Here is a 16,322-nt window from a genome sequence, read left to right on the forward strand (position 1 = left end):
CAGGCTACGCGAGAGGTCCCGGCGGTCAGTACCAGAAGCTCAGCCGCGGCGGCACCGTGGAGGCGAACAGCCGTGCGAGCGCGGGGGCGTCGTCGGCGACCAGACGGCCCGCGCGCGCCAGCGTCACGGGCGAGACGCCGCCCAGCAGCAGCGCAGACAGCTCGGCCACCCCGAGCGTGACCGTCGGCACGCCGACCGGCGGCTCGTCGACCAGCTCCACCGCGGCGGTGCCGTCGGCATCCGTCGTCAGCAGGAACACCCCGGAGGCGATGCCCAGCGGATCGGTGACGTCGAGCACGACCGTGTCGACGACGTCATAGGTCCGCGCCGACAGCGCCGCCGGCACGTCCAGGATGCGCGTGTAGTGGTGGTCGCGCAGCGTCACCGTCACGGCGCGCTGGTCGGCGATCATCCACCACAGCGGCTCGTCGACCGACAGCTCGCTGGCCTCCACCGTGCCGATGAGGTCCATCGTGAGGAAGAAGCGCCAGAGGGCGGCGTACGCCTCGTCGCCGGCGGCGAGCAGCAGGCCGATCTCGACGGTGGATGCCGCGAAGTCGTGCTCGTTCTCGGTGACGCGGTACACGGCGACGCCCTCGACATCGCCGGACGGCGAGCGGTACTGCACCGCCCGCAGCTGCTCGGCCTTCTCGACGTCGGCTCTCGTGCCGAAGAAGCGATCCCAGTGTCCGCCGGGCATGTCGATCTCACCGGGCGCGTGCACGCGGACCCGCTCGTGCAGCTCCGCGGCGATCTCCCGTCCCTGCGCACGCGTGACGAAGTCGATGCGTCCGGGGGCGTCGGGTCCGATCCACCGTGCGCGGCGCGCGTCGATCCGCCAGTGCGCGGCCAGCGCCGCGGGGGCGAAGCCGAAGCGGCCGTAGATGGTCGACTCGCTGACGGTGAGGATCGCCACCGGAAGGCCCCGCTCGACGGCGGTGCGCAGCTCGCCCGCCATCACCGAGCGCAGGATGCCGCGGCGGCGATGGGTCGGGGCGACGGTCACGGAGCTGATCGCGCAGGCGGGCACCGCCCCGCCGGGGAGACTGAGCTCCGCGGCCCACGACGCGAAGGTCGCGACCGGCACCTCCGGCTGCGGCGCCGTCTCGTCGAAGACGCCGAGCTTGCGACGGTACGCCGAGCCGGCGAAGAACGCCTCGCGCTGCGTCTCGGTGCGTTCGCCGTCGAGGAACCCGCGCGAGACGGCCTCCAGCCACGGGTCGGTCTCGGTGCGCAGCGCGTCGTCGACCCGCCGCACGACGAGGTCGCGCGCGGCGAGCTCATCGACCAGGGTGCTGTCGAGCGAGGCGTCGTGGTGCGGACGGTGACGATCGGTCATGGTGCTCTCCGTTCGAGGGGGTGTGCGAGATGGCGGCGCTCAGGCCGTGACGACGCGGGCGCCGGGCACGGGACCGTGCGCGTGCAGCACACGCGAACGGGCCGGCGCGACGGCCGAGAGGTCGGCGGCGAGCTCGACGGCGGCGCGCTCGTCGGCCGCGAGGAAGGCGACCGTGGGCCCCGACCCCGAGACGATACCGGCCAGGGCGCCCGCCCGTCGTCCGGCGCGCAGGGTGTCGGCGAGTGCGGGCCGCAGCGACAGCGCGGCATCCTGGAGGTCGTTGCGGACGGCGACGGCGAGCGCCGCGGGGTCGCCCGCCCGCAGCGCCTGCAGCACCACGGGATCGGCCGACGGCACGCCGTGATCGGGGGCGATGTCGGGCAGGTCGCGCAGGCGGTCGAGCTCGCCGTAGACCGCCGGCGTCGACAGCCCGTCCGCACTGGTCACGAGCACCCAGTCGAAGCGCCCGCGGGCGAGCGCCGGCGCCAGCTCGTCGCCGCGGCCGGTTCCGATCGCCGTGCCGCCGAGGACCGCGAAGGGCACGTCCGCGCCGAGGGGCGCACCGAGCTCCTGCAGCTCGAGCGTCGTCAGCCCGCCGCCCAGCAGCTCGTTGACGGCGACGAGGGCGGCCGCGGCATCCGCCGACCCGCCCCCCATGCCGCCGGCGACGGGCACGCCCTTGTGGACGTCGAGGTGGATGCCGCCCTGCCAGCCCAGCCGCTCGGCGGCGCGCCGCGCCGCCCGGACGGCGAGGTTCGTGGCGTCGAGGGGGACGCCGGACACATCGAGGTCGCCCGTGACGGCGATCGTGAAGTCGTCGGCCACCCGCGCCCACACGTCCTCGTACACCGACACGGCCTGGTACACGGAGGCGACGTCGTGGTAGCCGTCGGGCTGGACGTCGCCGACGTCGAAGGCGATGTTGATCTTGCCGGGCGCGCGCGCGTGCACCCGGCGACCGGCCAGCCCGGCGATGGTCACGAAGCGTCCACCCAGATCTCTCCGATGCCGGCAGCGATCACGTCGATGCGCGCGAGCTCCTCGGCGTCGAAGGCGGGCCCGTCCAGCGCGGCGAGGTTCTCGTCGAGCTGCGCGGTCCGCGAGGCCCCGATGAGCGCCGAGGCCACGACGCCGTCGCGCAGCACCCACTGCAGAGCCAGCTGCGCGAGGCTCTGCCCGCGCTCACGGGCGATCACGTCGAGAGCGCGCAGGCCCGCCAGGGCGGAGTCGGTCAGGCGACGCCCGGGCAGCGACGAGCGGTCCTGGGAGCGGGTCGCGGTGCCGTCGCCGAGGTAGCGGTCGGTCAGCAGCCCCTGTGCCAGGGGGACGAACGCGATGGCGCCCATGCCCTCCTGCTGCAGCACGCCGGTCAGACCGTCTTCGATCCACCGGTTGAGGATCGAGTAGGCGGGCTGGTGGATGATCAGGGGCGTGCCGAGCGCACGCGCGACGGCGGCGGCCCGCGCGGTCTGCTCGGGCTCGTACGACGAGATGCCGACGTACAGCGCCTTGCCCTGTCGCACGAGGGTGTCGAGCGCGGCGACCGTCTCTTCGATGGGCGTCACCGGGTCGAAGCGGTGCGAGTAGAAGATGTCGACGTAGTCGAGCGACATCCGCGTGAGGGACTGCTCCGCGCTGGCCAGCAGATACTTGCGCGAGCCCCACTGCCCGTAGGGTCCGTCCCACATGTCGTAGCCGGCCTTGGACGAGATGATGAGCTCGTCGCGGTAGGGCCGGAAGTCCTCGCGCATCATGCGTCCGAAGTTCGTCTCCGCGCTGCCGTACGGCGGGCCGTAGTTGTTGGCGAGGTCGAAGTGGGTGATGCCGCGGTCGAAGGCATGGCGCAGCAGCGCGCGCTGATTGTCGAACGGCACGTTGTCACCGAAGTTCCACCACAGCCCCAGCGAGATCGCGGGGAGGTAGAGGCCGCTGGCGCCCACCTGTCGGTAGCCGGCGGAGGTGTAGCGGTCGGGGGCCGCGGTGTAGGGACGGTGCAGGTCGCCGCCGCGCGACGCGGCGAAACGCTCGGGGGTGTCGGTCACCCGTCCAGGCTATCGAGCGCAGGGCGCCGGCGGCGGCCGGTGGCCGAAACGCGGAGGAAACGACATGCGCGTACGCTGAAGGCTCCCCGGCGACGAAAGAAGGTCTGCGTGACACCACTGGAGGCACTCTCACCGCATCCGCACCCCTGGTCAGGTCTGCTCGCCCGCGACGACCTCCGATGGGTCGACGGTGTCCTCCACCTCGTGCACGACGACCTCACCCCCGAGATGGCCCGGACGGCCGACATCGGCCTCGTCGCCGACGCCCTCGCGGCCGCCGGCCTCGACCCGATGCTCGCGCAGGACGACCACGGCGGCGCGGTGATCGTCGTGGATGCCGCCGAAGGCCCGGCCGCCGTCCGCGCCCTGGCCGCGGCCGGCGCGGACGAACCGCTCTACGCCAAGCCCGCCGGCGCCGCCGCGCGCCTCGCGGTGGATCTGCCCCTCCCCGACCCGGACGGCGTCTGGGGGATGCGTCTGTACCGCCCGCGCGTCAGCGCCAACGGCTCGCTGCGCTACGGGACGGCGGAGTCGGTGCGCCTCGAGGCGTGGCGCCGAGCGGACGGGCTCGTGCACGCGCCGCGCGCCAACGCCCTCACGCGGCGGGTGTTCCCGGCATCCGATCTCACCCCCACGACGGTGTGGCGCCACGGCCGCTCCTGGAGGACGGTCGTGGGCATGTTCGACGCGCGGCCGCATCAGGTCACCGCCGACATCGACATGGTCTTCTCGTGGGTCGACGGCTCGGCCAGCGAGTTCCAGCGCCAGCGCGCCGCGCAGCTCGAGGAGTACGTGGTCGGCGAGGGCGACGACGGGCCGGCGCGCTACCGCCACGTCGACGAGCTGCGCTACGCACTGCGCAGCGTGCACATGTACGCCCCCTGGGTGCGACGGATCTTCATCGCCACCGACTCGCCCAAGCCCGCCTGGCTGGCCGAGCACCCGCGCGTCACGATCGTGCGCAGCGAGGAGTTCTTCGCCGACCCGTCGGTTCTGCCCACCCACAACTCGCACGCCGTCGAGGCGCAGCTGCATCGCATCGACGGCCTCGCCGAGCACTTCCTGTACTCGAACGACGACATGTTCTTCGGCCGTCCCGTCGCGCCGGAGATGTTCTTCACCGCGGGCGGGCTCACGACGTTCGTCGAGTGCGACGTGCGCATCGGGGCCGGGGCGGCGCGCAGCGAGCGGTCCGGGCACGACAACGCCCTGCGCGTGAACCGCGCCCTCCTGCTCGAACGCTTCGGCCGCTCGATCGTGCGCGACCTCGAGCACTGCGCCGCGCCGATGAGGCGCAGCATCGCCGCCGAGCTCGAACGGGAGTTCGCCGAGGACATCGCGCGCACCGCGGCATCCCGGTTCCGCTCGGCGAGCGACGTGTCGGTCACCAACAGCCTCTACCACTACTACGCCCTCATGACCGGGCGGGCCGTGGCGACGACCGCACCGCGGGTGACCTACGTGCAGACCACCATGGTCTCCGCGCTGCGCAAGATGCGCCGGCTGGAGGAGCGCCGCGACGCGGACATGTTCTGCCTCAACGACGGCGGTGAGACCGAGGTGCCGGAGGAGATGCGCGTGCGCCTGCTGCGCGACACGCTCGAGCGCATGTTCCCGGTGCGGGCGCCGTGGGAGGTGCCGGTCAGCGCAGCACGGACAACGGCCGCGTCGGCGGGGCGCTCGGCCTCTGCACGCCGACGCCCGTGATGCCCGCCTCGGCGAGCCGCCGGCGGGCGGCCTCCGGGTCGGTGTACTCCATCACGCGGGGGACGTCGACGGGGACCACGGAGTGGACGACCGTGTCGTCGTAGACGTGCACCAGGTTGTACGACTGGGCCCCGTCCTGCGGGCGGGTGCCGCCGACGGGGACGGTGAGATCCTGCGCGTAGCAGGTGGATGACGCGACCGAAACGGGGATGCCCGCGAACGTCGCGAACGTCGAGTAGTGCAGGTGCCCCGCGATGATGGCGCGGATGTCGGTGCCGCGGACGACGGCGGCCAGACGCGCCTGACCGCGCAGCTCGACGCTCGCCGCCAGCGCGAGCACGCTGGGAACGGGCGGGTGGTGCATCGCCAGGATCGTGCCGAGCGGCGCGGGCGTTTCCAGCACGGCGGACAGCCACGCGAGCTGGGCGTCGGAGAGCTCGCCGTAGTGGTGGCCCGGAACAGAGGTGTCGAGGGTGACGATGCGCAGACCGTCGAACTCGTCCACCCGGTCGACGGGGCGCAGATCGGCGGCCGGATCGTCCCACAGCTCGGCGCGGAACGCGGCGCGATCGTCGTGGTTTCCCATGACCCACACCACCGGCGCCTCCAGGCGCGCGGCGACGGGCTCCACCATCGCCCGCAGCGTCGCGTACGCGGCACGCTCGCCGAGGTCGACGAGGTCGCCGGTGACGACGATGGCGTCGGGCCGCACGCCCGAGGACTCGATGCCGTCGAGCGCGCGGGCGAGGTGCTCCTCGCCCGAGACGGCGTCCCAGATGCGCGAGCCCCCGGCCCGCAGGTGGGTGTCGCTGAGATGAAGCACGATCCGCTCGGGAGCAGGATGCTCGGCCATTCGCATGCGCGTCATGTTACAGACATGTTTCGTGACCGCGCGGTGAACGTTGCGCGTCGTGTCGAGGTCGCCGCCGGCGCGCGGTCAGCGGGAGGCGCGGGCGACCGCCACGAAGTGGTCGATCGTCAGCTGCTCGCCCCGGGCCGTGGGGTCCACTCCGGCCGCCTCCAGCACCGCGGTCGCCGCCGCCGATGAGCCGCCGAGGAGCGGGGCGAGCGCCTGGCGCAGCATCTTGCGGCGCTGCTGGAAGGCGGCATCCACGACCCGGAAGGTGGCGCGGCGGAGGGTCTCGTCGCCGCGGGGCTGCGGATCACGGCGGAATCCGACCAGCACGCTGTCGACGTTGGGCACCGGCCAGAAGACCTGCCGCGACACCGTGCCCGCCAGCCGCCACGCGCCGTACCAGGCCGCCTTGACGCTCGGGGCGCCGTAGACCTTCGATCCGGGAGGCGCCGCGAGGCGCTCCCCCACCTCGGCCTGCACCATCACGACGCCGCGCTCGAGACCGGGAAAGGTCTCCATGAAGTGCAGGAGCACCGGCACGCTGACGTTGTAGGGCAGGTTCGCGACGAGCACGTTCGGATCGCCCGGCAGCGCCGTGACACGGAGGGCGTCGGCATCCACGACCGTCAGCGCACCGTCGGCGACGCCGTGGGCCGCGGCGGTGGCCGGCAGCCGCTCCGCGAGGCGGTGGTCGATCTCGACGGCGGTGACGGGCGCGCCCGTCTCGAGGATGGCGAGGGTGAGCGAGCCGAGACCCGGCCCGACCTCGACGACGCGGTCGGCGGCGGTCACCTCCGCGACGTGGACGATCTTTCGCACCGTGTTGGCGTCGACGACGAAGTTCTGCCCCAGCTTCTTGGTCGGAGTGACGTCGAGGTCGGCGGCGAGCGCGCGGATCTCGGCGGCTCCGAGCAGGGTCACGGGCATGCGCACCAGCCTATCCGTGATGCGTGCGGCCGCCCGAGCCGGCGGGATCCGTGGTCTAGGGGATCCAGTAGCCGACGGCGCACAGCAGGCGCGTCTCGTCGTCGGCCCCCTCGGGCGGATCGATCGCCGGCGGGAACACACCCCACGCGCGCCACTCCTCGGCGAACGAGACGACGTGCTCCTCGAGACCGGCGATCAGCTCGGGGGTGAAGTGGAACGGGATGCCGAGGTGCTTCGCGATGAGCCACGCCTGGAACGCCCGGTAGGTGGCGAGGTGGGCGAGACCCTCGGCGGCCGGGTAGTCGCCGTAGCTGAACCGGAAGGTGTCGGCGTAGCCGCCGGCGCGGACCGCCGCCGTCGCGGCGTCGTTGCGGGCGTCGTACGCGCCGATCGGATCGTCGCCGAGCAGGTCGACTCCCCGCAGGTCGTCGCCGTCGGCCGATGCGCGCCCGCGCAGGACGTCGGGGACCCAGGCCTCGTCGTAGGTGTGCGCCTGAAGGATGTCGCGGAAGGTGGGATCCGCCGTGGAGGTCCATTCGGACGGTGCCGGACGGGTGAGATCGGCCGGGTCGATCCGGTCGATCACGTCGCGCAGGGCGGCGTCGGAACGCAGAAACAGCTCGTCGGTGTCCATGGTCGACACGCTAGAGGGAGCCTCCGACACGGCGTCCTCCGCGGCCGGGTCGGTGCCGTTGTTGGTGCCGTTGCCGGGGCCGTTGCCGAGGAGATGTCGCAAATCGAGGACGGGATGCCGCGGCTCGGCCCGCGGCATCCCGTCCTCTCCTCGGGAACCTACGCGGCGGCCGCGGCGCGGGCGGCCGCGGGCAGGGCGTCGACGATCTGCGCGACGGCCGCGTCGTCGTGGGCGGCGGTGAGGAACCAGGCCTCGAAGGCGGACGGCGGCAGCGAGATCCCGGCATCCAGCATCGTGTGGAAGAACCGGCCGTAGGCGGCGGTGTCCTGTCGCTGCGCCGCCACGTAGTCGGGCACCCCGCCGACGACGTCCGCACCGAAGAACACGCTGAAGAGGGTTCCCGCCCGCTGCAGCACGTGGGGCACACCGGCCTCGGTCAGCGCGCGCGTGGTCGCGTCGGCGACGGCGTCGGCGGCCTGTCCCAGCCGGAGGTAGGCCGCGTCGTCGGCGAGACGGAGGGTCGCCAGTCCCGCGGCCACGGCGACCGGGTTCCCGCTCAGCGTCCCCGCCTGGTACACGGGACCGAGCGGGGCCAACAGATCCATCACGTCGGCGCGCCCGCCGACGGCTGCGACCGGCAGACCCCCGCCGATCACCTTGCCGAACGTGACGAGGTCGGGGACGACCGTCTCCCCCGCCTCCGCGAGCACCTGCGCGTAGCCGCCCGGTGCGGCGCGGAAACCCGTGAGCACCTCGTCGCTGATCAGCAGGGCGCCCTCACGCCGGCAGAGGTCGGCGAGGAAGGCCGAGAACCCGGATGCCGGGGCCACGACACCCATGTTCGCGGCCGCGGCCTCGGTGATGACCGCGGCGATGCGACCGGGGTGGGCGGCGAAGGCCTCCTGGAGCGCGACCCGGTCGTTGTACGGCACGACGAGCGTCTGCGCCGCGACCGCCTCGGGCACGCCGGCCGACCCGGGCAGCGCGAAGGTCGCGAGCCCCGACCCGGCCGCGGCGAGCAGGCCGTCGGAGTGCCCGTGGTAGTGACCGGCGAACTTCACGAGCAGGTCGCGGCCGGTCGCGCCGCGCGCCAGACGGATCGCCGTCATGGTCGCCTCGGTGCCGGTGGAGACCAGCCGCGCCTTCTGCACGGCGGGCACCCGCGCGACGATGAGCTCGACCAGCTCCGCCTCGGCGGGCGTCGGCGCCCCGAAGGACAGGCCGCGTGCCGCGGCCTCCTGCACGGCGGCGACGACCTCGGGGTGGGCGTGGCCGAGCAGCGCCGGACCCCAGCTGGCGACGAGGTCGACGTAACGGCGGCCCTCGGCATCCGTCACGTACGGACCCGCGGCCTCGACGAGGAAGCGCGGCGTGCCGCCGACGGACCCGTAGGCGCGCACGGGCGAGTCCACACCGCCCGGGATGACGGCGCGGGCACGGGTGAACAGGGCGTCGTTGGTGTCGGTCATGCGAGTGCGCGTCCCTCTCGGATCCAGCCGGCGACCTCGATCGCCCAGTACGTCAGAATCGCCTCGGCGCCGGCGCGGCGGATGCCGAGGAGGGTCTCCCCGATCGCACGCTCGCGGTCGATGACCCCGGCCGCGGCGGCGTGCTCGATCATCGCGTACTCGCCCGACACCTGGTAGGCCCAGACCGGCACCGACGAGACGGCGGCGACCTCGGCCAGCACGTCGAGGTAGGGTCCGGCGGGCTTGACCATGACGATGTCGGCGCCCTCGTCGATGTCGGCGAGCGCCTCCTGCACGCCCTCGCGGCCGTTGGCCGGGTCGAGCTGGTAGGTGCGGCGGTCGCCGGTGAGCGTCGACTCGACGGCGTCGCGGAAGGGGCCGTAGAAGGCGGAGGCGTACTTGGCGGAGTAGGCGAGGATCACGACGTCGCTGCGTCCCCCCGCATCCAGGGCGGCACGGCACGCGGCGACCTGGCCGTCCATCATGCCGGACAGGCCCAGGACGTCGGCGCCGGCCTCCGCCTGGGCGACGGCCATCCGCGCGTACACCTCGAGGGTCGCGTCGTTGTCGACGCTCCCGTCGGCGGCGAGCACGCCGCAGTGGCCGTGGTCGGTGAACTCGTCGAGGCAGAGGTCGGCCTGCACCGTGAGGCGCCCGGCCGCCGCGCGCGCCGCGACGGCGATCGCCCGGTTGAGGATGCCGTCGGGGTCGGTCGCGCCGCTGCCGACGGCGTCGCGCACCGCGGGAACGCCGAAGAGCATGATGCCGCCGATGCCGGCCTCCGCGGCGTCGTCGACGAGCGCGGCGAGCTGCTCGATCGGGTACTGCTGGACGCCGGGCATGCTGGCGATGGGCTGCGCCTGGGCGATGCCCTCCTTGACGAACACCGGCAGCACGAGACGACGCGCGCTCAGGTCGGTCTCGGACACGAGCCGGCGCAGCGCCGGCGTCTGCCGGAGGCGCCGCAGGCGGCGGACGGGGAACGTGGTCATGGGGTGACCTCCAGACGTCGGGATGAGGAGTCGAGCTCGGCGATGAGGGCGTCGATGCTCTGCGTGCGGGCGGTGTGGCCGACGGTGAAGCCGAGACGCTCGGCGTCGCGCGTCGTGCCCGGGCCGATCGAGGCGACGAGGGTGGATGCCGGGAGGGTGCCGACCTGGCGGCGCAGCTCGCGGCCGACGCTCAGCGAGGTGAGCAGGACGATGTCGAACCGCCCGTCGTGCAGCTCCCCCGCGACCGCCGGGTCGAGGTCGACGCCGACGGTGCGGTAGCCGATGCAGACGTCCACCGCGAACCCGCGCAGCTCGAGCTCGTCGCTGACGACCGCGGCGGCGAGGTCCGAGCGGACGACGAGGCAGCGCCCGGTGGATGCCGCGTCGTGCGCCGCGGTCCACTGCACGATCATCGTCTGCGCCGACGAGCGTCCTCCCGGGACGAAGGCGACGGCCGCACCGAGGGCACCCACCGCGCGGGCCGTCGACGGACCGACGGCGGCGATCTCGAGGGTGTCCGGCAGGGTCCGCCGCTGCGCGGAGAGGAAGCCGGCGAGCTGCTCGACGCTCGCGGCGCTGGTGACGAAGAGCCACGCGTAACGCCCGTCGGCGAGCGCGGTGAACGTCGCGTCGCGCGCGGCGGCGTCGCGGGGCGGCGCGGTGCGGATCACGGGTGCGATCACGGGCCGGGCGCCGCGCGCCGCGAGCTCCTGCGCAACCCGCTCACCCCAGGCGCCGCCGCGCGGCACGAGCACCCGCGCCCCCTCCAGGGCGGTCACCGTCCGGCTCCCTCCGCGCCGGTGGCGCGCGGGCCGAGGTCGGCGAGATCGCCGGCGCCGGCATCCATGAGCGCCGCGACGACGGATGCCGCGGCGCGATCGCGCCCCGCGGCGTCGGCCAGCTCCTCACGGGTGGCGGTGTGCGCGACGCGGACGGCGCGGGCGCCGTCGAGGGCGTAGACCTCGGCGACCAGCGTGACGGGCGTTTCGACTCGGGCCTGCGGCCCTCGCTCAACGACCGGGACGAGGCCACCGGTCGTTGAGCGAGCGGAGCGCGTCGAGACGTCCGGGCCCGCCGCCTCCGCGAGCCGGGCCGAGATGCCGACCGGCGCGGCGCAGCCGGCCTCCAGCAGCCGCAGCACGGCGCGCTCCCAGAGCGCGGTGACCTCGGCATCCGCATCGCTGATCGCGGCGATCTGCGCGGCGACCGCGGAGTCCGATCGCACCTCGACCGCCAGCGCACCCTGCCCGGCGGATGTCGGCCAGCCGTCCGCGGCGAAGCGGTCGGTGATCCGGTCGGTGCGGCCGATGCGGGTGAGGCCGGCCTCGGCGAGCACGATCGCGTCGTACTCCCCCTCGTCGACCTTCCGCAGCCGCGTGTCGACGTTGCCGCGGATGCCGCGGACCTGCAGATCGGGCCGGCGCCGGAGCAGCTGCGCGACCCGGCGGGGCGAGCCGCTGCCGACGACCGCACCGTGCGGCAGGGTGTCGAGCGTGAGGCCGTCACGGGCGCACAGCACATCGCCCACGGGTGCGCGCGGCGGCACGGCGGCGATCGCGAGGCCGTCGACCTCGGCGGTCGGCAGATCCTTCATCGAGTGCACCACGAGGTCGCACTCCCCGCGGAGGAGGGCTTCGCGAAGCGCCGCGACGAAGACACCGGTGCCGCCGAGCTGTGCGAGGGGTCCCGTGAGCACGTCGCCCGCCGTCGTGATCGGCACGAGCTCCACCTCGCGGCCGGTCGCCGCCCGGAGCGCCGCGGCGACGTGGCCCGACTGCGTGGTGGCGAGCAGGCTCGCACGGGTGCCGAGGCGCAGCGGCGCGGCGCCGGACGCGTCGGTCACGGTCACGGCGCGATCCCGGCGAGCGCGGGCTGGAAGCCCAGGCGCTTGTTCTCGCAGCATCCGGGACGGCACACGTCGTACCAGGGGCCGAGGTCGGTCTCGTGGGGGCGGTCCGCGGCCGGGGTGCCGTCCAGGCGCTCGACCATCAGATCGACGAGACCCGACACGTACGCCGGATGCGTGCCGGGGGTGGGCGTGCGCAGGGCGATCAGGCCGAGCTCCTCGGCGGTCTCCATCGCCTCGGTGTCGAGGTCCCAGAGCACCTCCATGTGGTCGCTGACGAAGCCGAGCGGCACGATCAGCACGGCCCGGCGCCCGCGGGCCGGAAGCTCGGCCATCGCGTCGTTGATGTCGGGCTCGAGCCACGGCACCTGCGGCGGGCCCGACCGGCTCTGGAAGACGAGCTGCCAGGCGCACGACGAGGCGAGGCGCGCCATGATCGCCTCGGCGACCGCGGTGTGCTGCGCGACGTAGGCCCCGCCGGCGCCGAACCCGCGCTCGGGCGGACCGGAGCGGTCGGCGTCGCTGTTCGGGATCGAGTGGGTGGAGAAGAGGATCTCGATCTGATCGTCGGCGAAGCCCTGCGCGTGGAGGGCGGCGAGTCCCTCGGCGACGCCCTCGGCGAACGGCGTGACGAAGCCCGGGTGGTCGAAGAACTGGCGCACCTTGTCGATCTCGACCTCGCCGGACAGGCCGGTCGCCTCCACGGCATCCGCCAGGTCTTCGCGGTACTGCCGGCACGACGAGTACGAGCTGTACGCGCTCGTCGCGATCGCGAGCAGGCGCCGATGACCGGCATCGTGAGCATCCTGCAGCGCGTCGGCGACGTACGGCATCCAGTTGCGGTTGCCCCAGTAGACCGGCAGGTCGAGCCCGCGCGCGGCGAGCTCGGCGTCCAGGGCCGCCTTCAGCTCGCGGTTGTGCTCGTTGATCGGCGAGACGCCGCCGAGGTGGCGGTAATGATGCGCGACCTCCTCCAGGCGCTCGTCGGGGATGCCGCGGCCCGCCGTGACGTTGCGCAGGAACGGGATCACGTCGTCCTGACCCTCGGGGCCGCCGAAGCCCAGCAGCAGCACACCGTCATACGCCGTCGGGACGCTGACGTGCGGCTCGCCGGCGCACGTCGCCGCGGTCGCGGCCGGCACCCGGCATCCGTCGCCGCAGACGGGAGCGGCGCTCGCGCGCGCCGGCTTGGGGCGGAACGGCGCCGCGCCCGCGGCGCGGGGGGCGATGTTCTCGGCCATCAGCTCAGCACCTCCGCGAGCTCGTCCAGCTCGAGCCGTCGGCCGGTGTAGAACGGCACCTCTTCGCGCACGTGGCGGCGCGCGTCGGTGGCGCGCAGGTCGCGCATCATGTCGACGAGGTGGATCGGGTCGTCGCTCTCCAGCGGCAGCAGCCACTCGTAGTCGCTCAGGCCGAACGTGGAGACGGTGTTCGCGACGACGTCGGTGAAGCGGGCACCCTTGCGGCCGTGCTCGGCGAGCATCGCGGCGCGCTCCTCGTCGGGCAGCAGGTACCACTCGTAGCTGCGCACGAACGGGTACAGGCACAGCCAGCCGCGGGCGCTCTCGCCGCGGAGGTAGCCGGGCACGTGCCGCTTGTTGAACTCCGCCTCCCGGTGCACGCCCATCGCCGTCCAGACCGCCGTGTGCGCTTCCAGCGCCGCGGTGCGCCGGAGGGTGCGCAGCGCCTTCTGCAGGACGGCCGGGTCGTCGACCTCGCCGGGCGTGGTGTGCAGCCAGATCATGAGGTCGGCCTCAGCGCGCATGCCGGTGACGTCGTACAGGCCGCGGACGGTGACGCCGCCGGCCGTCACCGCGGCGACGGCCTCGGAGAGCTCGGCGATCGCCGCCGCGTCCGTCGCGGCGACGCGCGGGCGGGGCCCGGCGAGGACGGCGAAGAGGGTGTATCCGAGCGGGGTCTGTGCGGTCATGCGGTGCTCCTAGGAAACCGGGTGGGTGGGAAGAGAGGTCGGCGATGGGGATGCGGCCAGCGCACCGTCGATGCGGGCGGCGAGCGCGCGGGCGTGCGGGATGACGGAGGCCAGGCCCGTCCCTGCCGCGACGGCCCCGGCCGCATGGACGTGCGCCGGAAGCCCGTCGGGAGCGGCGGCCGCGGCGACGGCATCCGGCCACTCCTGGACGACCAGGTCGACGACGTCGGCGGCGGCCACCTCGACGCCGGTGAGGATCGAGACCTCGCGCGCGACGTCGTCGGCCGAGGCGAGGGTGCCGGCGGCGGCGTCGCGGGCGGACAGCCGCACGAGGTGGATGCCGTCGGGGACCGCCGCGCGCGCCCAGTCCCATTTGGCGGAGATGTGGGTGAGCGCCTTGGCCGCCGTCGGCAGCGCCGGGTCGGCGATGACGCCCGATCCGACCGGCTCGGCGGCGAGGCCGGGGTGCGCGACGGCGGCGGCGATGAGGCGGACACCCGCCGCCGTCGGCGCGGGGGCGCGTTTCGACTCGTCGCTGCGCTCCTCGCTCAACGACCGGAGGGCGCCGGCACACTCCTCGCTCGACGACCGGGGGGCGCTCCCGGTCGTTGAGCGAGCGGAGCGAGTCGAAACGCCCGCACCCGCCAGCAGACGCGCCGCCTCCGCGGGGCCCGTCGCGATCACGAGGTGACGCGCCGACAGCGATCCGCCGGCCGTGTCGACCGTGACCGTCTCGGCATCCGACCGCACGGCACGCACCGCGACGCCGGTGCGGATCTTCGCGCCGTGCGCCGCCGCGGCATCCGCGAGCTCCGCCGGAAGCCGCCACATGCCCCCGCGGACACCGCCGACGGCGGCGCCGGCGCGTTGACCGGTCGCCACGGCATCCGCGGCCTCGAGGAGCGAGCCCCGCGCGACGAACTCGCGCCAGAGGCCGGGGTGCAGCGCGGACAGCCGCGCGTCGGCGGCGGGCCGCGAGTAGACGCTGCGGCACAGCGTGTCGACGAGGCGGTCGGCCACGCGAGCGCCGAGACGATCGGCGACGAGGTCGTACAGCGACGGCTCCGCATCCGCCTCGACCGGCAGGCGCCGCTCGGCCCGGGCCCGCGCGGCGCCGTCGGCACCGATGATCGCGACGACGTCGTCGGCCTCGGGGTCGGCGGGGATGCCGAGGACGGTCCGTCGCGGCAGGCGGGCGCGGGTGACGCCGTCCTCGGTGGCCACCGCGAGCCACGCGCCCTGCGGGCGCGGCGCGACCAGCTCGAGGTCGAGCCCGGCATCGGCCACGAGGGTGGCGACGGCGTCGGTGCGCGTGGCGAACGACTCCGCGCCGAGGTCGATGTCCACGCCGGCGAGCGTTCCCCGCCGCAACAGCCCGCCGACCTCGGACGCCGCGTCGACGACGATCACGTCGTACCCGGCGCGGGCGAGGTCATGGGCGACGACGAGCCCGCCCATGCCGGCGCCGACGACGATGACGTCGGCATCCGTCGCGGGCGGCGCCGTGGAGACGGCACTCACCGCACGGACTCCGCGGGGGCGCGCCAGTCGTGCACGGTGCGCACGAGGTCGGTGAGCACGGCGGGATCGGTGTTCATCGGCACGCCGTGGCCGAGGTTGAACACGTGCGCCCGCGCGGCGAGCCCGGCATCGAGGGCGGTGTGCGCGGCGCGGCGGCGCACGTCCTCCGGAGCGAACAGCAGCGCCGGGTCGAGGTTTCCCTGCACCGTGACGTCGCGGCCGATCCGGGCCACCGCGTCGTCGAGGTCGACGCGGTAGTCGACGCCGAGCGCATCCACGCCGATCGAGGCCATGTCGGCGAGGATCTCGCCCGTGCCGACGCCGAAGTGGATCAGGGGCACGTCGATGCCCTCCCCGCGCAGGGCGCGGGCGGGCTCCAGCGCGGCCGCGGATGCCGGGAGCACGGCACGCCGGTAGTCGGCCGGGGCGAGCGCGCCGGCCCACGAGTCGAACAGCTGCGCCGCACTCGCCCCGGCACGCACCTGGAGGGCGAGGAAGCGGCCGGTGACCTCGGCGAGCCAGGCGGTGAGGTCGGCCCAGGCGGCGGGCTCGGAGTGGATGAGGCTGCGGGCGGCGAGGTGATCCTTGGACGGACCGCCCTCGACGAGGTAGGCCGCGAGCGTGAACGGCGCTCCGGCGAAACCGATGAGGGGAAGCGCCTCGCCGCGGCGGTCGCCCTCCTCCGCGAGCATCGCCACGGTGCGCTGCACCGCCTCCACGACGGCGTCGCCGCGCTCCTCCACGAGAGCGGGGTCGATCCGCACGAGGTCGGAGATCTCGGCCGCCGTCCGCACCGGGTGGCGGAAGACGGGACCGCGCCCGGCCGCGATCTCGACCTCGACGCCGACGAGGTGCAGCGGAACGATGATGTCGCTGAAGAAGACCGCGGCATCCACGCCGTGCCGCCGCACCGGCTGCATCGTGATCTCGCTGGCGAGCTCGGGGGTGAGGCACGCGTCGAGCATCGTGCCGGTGGCGCGCAGCGCCCGGTACTCGGGCAGGGAGCGCCCGGCCTGGCGCATGAACCACACCGGCGTCGTCTCGGGACGCTCGCCCCGG

The 16,322-nt window shown here is 74.3% G+C and carries 15 protein-coding genes; 1 reads left to right on the top strand and 14 read right to left on the bottom strand.

The features are described from left to right. Positions 1-25: 25 nt before the first annotated feature. The 3 genes from AC6CQV_RS08595 to AC6CQV_RS08605 are packed head-to-tail and all read right to left on the bottom strand — an operon-like array spanning position 26 to position 3,381. On the bottom strand, positions 26-1,339 hold the full coding sequence (locus AC6CQV_RS08595) for a GNAT family N-acetyltransferase (RefSeq protein ID WP_498259233.1): 1,314 nt from the start codon (positions 1,337-1,339) through the stop codon (positions 26-28). A 39-nt stretch (positions 1,340-1,378) separates the two neighbouring features. Further along, positions 1,379-2,320 (bottom strand): 4-(cytidine 5'-diphospho)-2-C-methyl-D-erythritol kinase, encoded by a 942-nt coding sequence (locus AC6CQV_RS08600; protein ID WP_191008326.1) that lies wholly within the window; start codon positions 2,318-2,320, stop codon positions 1,379-1,381. After that, on the bottom strand, positions 2,317-3,381 hold the full coding sequence (locus AC6CQV_RS08605; RefSeq protein ID WP_498259234.1) for an aldo/keto reductase: 1,065 nt from the start codon (positions 3,379-3,381) through the stop codon (positions 2,317-2,319). The genes AC6CQV_RS08600 and AC6CQV_RS08605 overlap by 4 nt, the downstream gene beginning before the upstream one ends. 108 nt (positions 3,382-3,489) lie before the next feature. On the opposite strand from AC6CQV_RS08605, the gene AC6CQV_RS08610 reads away from it, so the two are divergent. Further along, a complete protein-coding gene (locus tag AC6CQV_RS08610) occupies positions 3,490-5,088 on the top strand; it encodes a stealth family protein (RefSeq protein WP_498259235.1) in 1,599 nt (532 codons plus the stop codon). Here AC6CQV_RS08610 and AC6CQV_RS08615 read toward each other — a convergent pair. The 11 genes from AC6CQV_RS08615 to hemE all read right to left on the bottom strand — a co-directional run bounded on the left by AC6CQV_RS08615 (position 5,024) and on the right by hemE (position 16,294). Beyond that, on the bottom strand, positions 5,024-5,947 hold the full coding sequence (locus tag AC6CQV_RS08615) for a phosphodiesterase (protein ID WP_060959851.1): 924 nt from the start codon (positions 5,945-5,947) through the stop codon (positions 5,024-5,026). The genes AC6CQV_RS08610 and AC6CQV_RS08615 overlap by 65 nt on opposite strands. 78 nt (positions 5,948-6,025) lie before the next feature. Then, positions 6,026-6,871, bottom strand: a complete 846-nt coding sequence (gene rsmA, locus AC6CQV_RS08620; RefSeq protein WP_101307195.1) for a 16S rRNA (adenine(1518)-N(6)/adenine(1519)-N(6))-dimethyltransferase RsmA — start codon at positions 6,869-6,871, stop codon at positions 6,026-6,028. Positions 6,872-6,926: 55 nt separating this feature from the next. After that, positions 6,927-7,643: a hypothetical protein gene (locus AC6CQV_RS08625; RefSeq protein ID WP_498259236.1), complete on the bottom strand. Its 717-nt coding sequence runs from the start codon at positions 7,641-7,643 to the stop codon at positions 6,927-6,929. 20 nt (positions 7,644-7,663) lie between these two features. Beyond that, the gene (gene hemL / locus AC6CQV_RS08630; RefSeq protein WP_498259237.1) at positions 7,664-8,974 is read right to left on the bottom strand and encodes a glutamate-1-semialdehyde 2,1-aminomutase; all 1,311 of its coding nucleotides are present in this window, start codon (positions 8,972-8,974) and stop codon (positions 7,664-7,666) included. After that, positions 8,971-9,966 (bottom strand): porphobilinogen synthase, encoded by a 996-nt coding sequence (hemB, locus tag AC6CQV_RS08635; RefSeq protein WP_061782172.1) that lies wholly within the window; start codon positions 9,964-9,966, stop codon positions 8,971-8,973. The genes hemL and hemB overlap by 4 nt, the downstream gene beginning before the upstream one ends. Then, positions 9,963-10,745, bottom strand: a complete 783-nt coding sequence (locus AC6CQV_RS08640) for a uroporphyrinogen-III synthase (protein WP_498259238.1) — start codon at positions 10,743-10,745, stop codon at positions 9,963-9,965. Before AC6CQV_RS08640 ends, hemB begins: the two co-directional genes overlap by 4 nt. Then, positions 10,742-11,815 carry a hydroxymethylbilane synthase gene (gene hemC / locus AC6CQV_RS08645; protein WP_498259239.1) on the bottom strand — a complete coding sequence of 358 codons (1,074 nt, stop codon included), beginning with the start codon at positions 11,813-11,815 and terminating at the stop codon, positions 10,742-10,744. Before hemC ends, AC6CQV_RS08640 begins: the two co-directional genes overlap by 4 nt. Beyond that, on the bottom strand, positions 11,812-13,053 hold the full coding sequence (locus tag AC6CQV_RS08650; RefSeq protein WP_498259240.1) for a ferrochelatase: 1,242 nt from the start codon (positions 13,051-13,053) through the stop codon (positions 11,812-11,814). Before AC6CQV_RS08650 ends, hemC begins: the two co-directional genes overlap by 4 nt. Then, entirely contained in the window at positions 13,053-13,742 is a 690-nt protein-coding gene (hemQ, locus tag AC6CQV_RS08655; RefSeq protein WP_205282636.1) for a hydrogen peroxide-dependent heme synthase, read from the bottom strand. Before hemQ ends, AC6CQV_RS08650 begins: the two co-directional genes overlap by 1 nt. A gap of 9 nt (positions 13,743-13,751) precedes the next feature. After that, positions 13,752-15,263: a protoporphyrinogen/coproporphyrinogen oxidase gene (locus tag AC6CQV_RS08660; protein WP_498259241.1), complete on the bottom strand. Its 1,512-nt coding sequence runs from the start codon at positions 15,261-15,263 to the stop codon at positions 13,752-13,754. Then, a complete protein-coding gene (gene hemE / locus AC6CQV_RS08665; protein WP_498259242.1) occupies positions 15,260-16,294 on the bottom strand; it encodes a uroporphyrinogen decarboxylase in 1,035 nt (344 codons plus the stop codon). Before hemE ends, AC6CQV_RS08660 begins: the two co-directional genes overlap by 4 nt. Positions 16,295-16,322: the final 28 nt, after the last annotated feature.

Source organism: Microbacterium sp. EG9 (assembly GCF_059759475.1).

Coding starts and splice junctions, on each gene's coding strand:
- AC6CQV_RS08595 (WP_498259233.1), bottom strand. CDS start 1,339: ATGACCGATCGTCACCGTCCGCACCACGACGCCTCGCTCGACAGCACC.
- AC6CQV_RS08615 (WP_060959851.1), bottom strand. CDS start 5,947: ATGCGAATGGCCGAGCATCCTGCTCCCGAGCGGATCGTGCTTCATCTC.
- rsmA (WP_101307195.1), bottom strand. CDS start 6,871: ATGCCCGTGACCCTGCTCGGAGCCGCCGAGATCCGCGCGCTCGCCGCC.
- AC6CQV_RS08625 (WP_498259236.1), bottom strand. CDS start 7,643: ATGCCGCGGGCCGAGCCGCGGCATCCCGTCCTCGATTTGCGACATCTC.
- hemL (WP_498259237.1), bottom strand. CDS start 8,974: ATGACCGACACCAACGACGCCCTGTTCACCCGTGCCCGCGCCGTCATC.
- hemB (WP_061782172.1), bottom strand. CDS start 9,966: ATGACCACGTTCCCCGTCCGCCGCCTGCGGCGCCTCCGGCAGACGCCG.
- AC6CQV_RS08650 (WP_498259240.1), bottom strand. CDS start 13,053: ATGGCCGAGAACATCGCCCCCCGCGCCGCGGGCGCGGCGCCGTTCCGC.
- hemQ (WP_205282636.1), bottom strand. CDS start 13,742: ATGACCGCACAGACCCCGCTCGGATACACCCTCTTCGCCGTCCTCGCC.